Source organism: Maritimimonas sp. 2210JD6-3, assembly GCF_056591795.1.
On record NZ_JBWQOJ010000066.1, the window covers coordinates 1 to 3,641 of the forward strand.

The 3,641-nt window shown below is 37.2% G+C and carries 2 protein-coding genes; both read left to right on the forward strand.

Annotation, left to right across the window (positions count from 1 at the left end; genetic code table 11):
* The coding region (locus AC1EUY_RS15795; protein ID WP_480196516.1) for a sodium:solute symporter family protein at nucleotides 1-1,785 on the forward strand (1,785 nt) is incomplete at its 5' end.
* A 12-nt stretch (nucleotides 1,786-1,797) separates the two neighbouring features.
* Nucleotides 1,798-3,641: glucosamine-6-phosphate deaminase (gene nagB / locus AC1EUY_RS15800; RefSeq protein WP_480196517.1), on the forward strand; the 1,844-nt coding region annotated here is incomplete at its 3' end.

Consider the following 3,641-nt stretch of genomic DNA (forward strand, 5'->3'; position numbering starts at 1 on the left):
TTAATAATCACATTTTTTACCATCACATTAGGTATTGGTTTTTGGGTATCAAAAAGATCGGGTAAAAATTCTACTGAGTTTTTTCTGTCTGGTAGAAGCATGCCTTGGTGGTTGTTGGGTGTTTCTATGGTTGCTACTACTTTTTCTACAGACACACCAAATCTGGTAACAGATATTGTGCGTACCAATGGTGTTTCTGGTAATTGGGTATGGTGGGCGTTTTTAATTACAGGTTTATTAACGGTTTTTGTGTATGCCAAACTGTGGCGTAAGTCGAATGTGAATACTGATTTAGAATTTTATGAGTTACGTTATGGCGGTAAGCCTGCTAGGTTTTTACGACAATTTAGAGCGATATACTTAGGGGTTATTTTTAATGTGATTACCATGTCTGCGGTGACATTAGCTGCGATTAAGATAGGAGGTGTGATGCTGGGACTAGAACCCTGGCAAACTGTTGTGAGTGCAGGGCTTATTACAGTAATCTTTAGTGCGGTTGGAGGTTTTAAAGGAGTTGTTTATACAGATTTTTTACTATTTTTTGTAGCGATGGGTGGTGCTATAGGAGCTGCTTATTATTTAGTAAACCTACCAGAAGTGGGAGGTATACAAACACTAATGGCAAATGAACATGTAGCAGATAAATTATCGATACTACCAGATTTCAGTAACACCCAAGCATTAATTACACTACTTATCATTCCGTTAGCAGTACAGTGGTGGAGTTCATGGTATCCTGGAGCAGAACCAGGCGGCGGTGGTTATATCGCCCAGCGAATGTTAGCCTCAAAAGATGAAAACCATGCCATAGGAGCTACATTTTTCTTTAACATTATGCATTATGCCATACGACCATGGCCATGGATATTGGTAGCGCTAGCATCATTAGTGGTGTTTCCTGATATTGCAAGTATTCAGGAGGCGTTTCCAAATATTTCAGAAGATAAGTTAGGGCATGATCTGGCCTATTCAGCAATGCTTACAAAATTACCCAGTGGTTTATTAGGGCTAGTACTAACCTCGCTCATAGCGGCCTACATGTCTACAATTTCAACACAATTAAATTGGGGTTCCTCGTATATAGTATATGATTTTTACAAACAACAGATCAATCCCAACGCTTCCGAAAAACGATTGGTAGCTGTTGGTAGAATTTCAACAGTGGTATTAATGGTGCTAAGTGCTTTGTTAGCTTTGTTGTTACAAAACGCTTTGCAGTTGTTTGAGCTGCTATTGGTATTTGGGGCAGGCACAGGGCTAGTATTTATACTTCGATGGTTTTGGTGGCGTATCAATGCCTGGACAGAGATAGCGGCCATGTTCGCTTCGGGTATAATCTCTTTACTGTTAAAATTAACACCTCTTGGAGCTTATTTTTTTGATGCCGAAAAAGGAATTTTTCCTGATTGGTTTGAATTTCCATTTGTAGTAGCAATAACAACTGCGATATGGCTGCTGGTAACCTATGTTACCCAACCTGAAAAGAAAAAGGTTTTATATAATTTTTATAAAAAGATACAGCCAGGAGGTCCAGGATGGCGCAGTGTTGTAGAAAAAGCAAAGCAAGAAGATGTGCCGATAGTAAATACTGATGAAAAATGGAGCGTTCCATCAGGTATTACAGCAATGCTATTAGGTTGTGTACTTATTTATAGCACTATGTTCGCTACAGGCTATTGGATCTATAGAGAAACAAACAAAGCAATGGTATTAACTATTGTAGCGATTATATCAGGATATTTATTGATAAAAGTTTGGAAAAGAATAAAAACAACGGTTTTATAAAAAACAAGAATAATGATTTTAGAATCACCAATTATGGAAAAAGGAATTAGTTATCAACGAGCGGGGCAATTTGAGGAGACTCGATTTGAAAAAATACACAATGTAGTTTTCGAAAATTCAAAAGAAGGTTCATTGATTGTCGCACAAGAAATAGCCAATCTCATCAAAGAGAAGCAATTAAAAAACGAAAACTGTGTCTTAGGCTTGGCAACTGGTTCATCGCCGATAAAAGTATATGAAGAATTGGTACGTATGCATAAAGAAGAAGACCTAAGTTTTTACAATGTAATTACGTTTAATCTGGATGAATACTATCCTATGGAAAAAGATAACATCCAAAGCTATCACTATTTTATGCATGAGCATTTGTTTAACCATATAGATATACTTCCAAAAAATATTCATATTCCCGATGGAAAAATAAAAGTAGAAGATATTTATCAGTATTGTGTTGATTATGAATTAGAAATAAAAGAGGTAGGTGGATTAGACTTTCAATTGTTAGGTATTGGCAGAACGGGCCATGTTGGTTTTAATGAACCAGGTTCCCATTATAATTCAGGAACACGAATCATTACCTTAGATCATATTACTAGGGTAGATGCAGCACCTGCTTTTCTTGGAATTGAGAATGTTCCTAGAAAAGCGATTACCATGGGTATCGCTACGGTAAGATCGGCAAACCGCATTGTATTGCTAGGTTGGGGGCAACATAAGGCATCTATATTAAAGGAAACTATAGAAGGGAAAATCTCTTCAGAAGTACCAGCAACGTATTTACAAGAACACGATAATACTACCTTTGTTTTAGATACTGAAGCGGCGTCAGAACTCACCAGAAATAAAACGCCTTGGTTGGTAGGATCACCTCAGTGGACAGAAAAGCTAAAGAATAAAGCCATTGTTTGGTTATGTGAGACTACACAAAAATCAATTTTAAGTCTGACAGATAAAGATTATAATGATCATGGTATGTCAGGTTTGTTGGCAGAACAAGGATCCGCTTATGATATTAATATTGATATGTTCAACAAATTGCAACATACTATTACAGGTTGGCCTGGAGGAAAACCAAATGCAGATGATACCAATAGGCCAGAGCGAGCAAATCCTGCGAAAAAAAGAGTTATTATTTTCAGTCCACACCCAGATGATGATGTGATATCTATGGGAGGCACCTTTGATCGGTTGGTAGAACAAGGCCATGAAGTGCATGTTGTCTATCAAACATCTGGGAATATAGCGGTTTCAGATAAAGAAGCATTAAAATTTGTAGAGATAGCACAAGGTTTAGGGGCAGTTGATGCTCAAAAGACATTAAACGATCTTCAAAATAAGAAAGAGAATTCAATAGATACAGAAGAAGTAAGAAGATTAAAGGGCTTAATAAGAAGAGGTGAGTCATACGCAGCTACCCGATATATTGGTTTAGAAGATTCGCATGTTCATTTTTTAGATTTGCCATTTTATGAAACGGGTACTATAAAAAAGAACAAACTTTCACAAGCTGATATCGATCTAATGTGCAGTATGATTAAAGAAATACAACCGCATCAGATTTATGCCGCTGGAGATTTAGCAGATCCTCATGGCACCCATAAAGTTTGCCTAGATGCATTGTTTGAAGCATTAGAACAATTAAAAGAACAATTTTATATGAAAGATTGTTGGGTATGGTTGTATAGAGGCGCATGGCACGAGTGGGACATTCATGAAATAGAGATGGCAGTTCCTATGAGTCCAGATCAGGTATTAAAGAAACGCCATGCCATTTTTTATCATCAGTCACAAAAAGATGGAGTTATGTTTCAAGGTGAAGACTCTAGAGAATTTTGGATGCGAGCTGAAGAACGCAA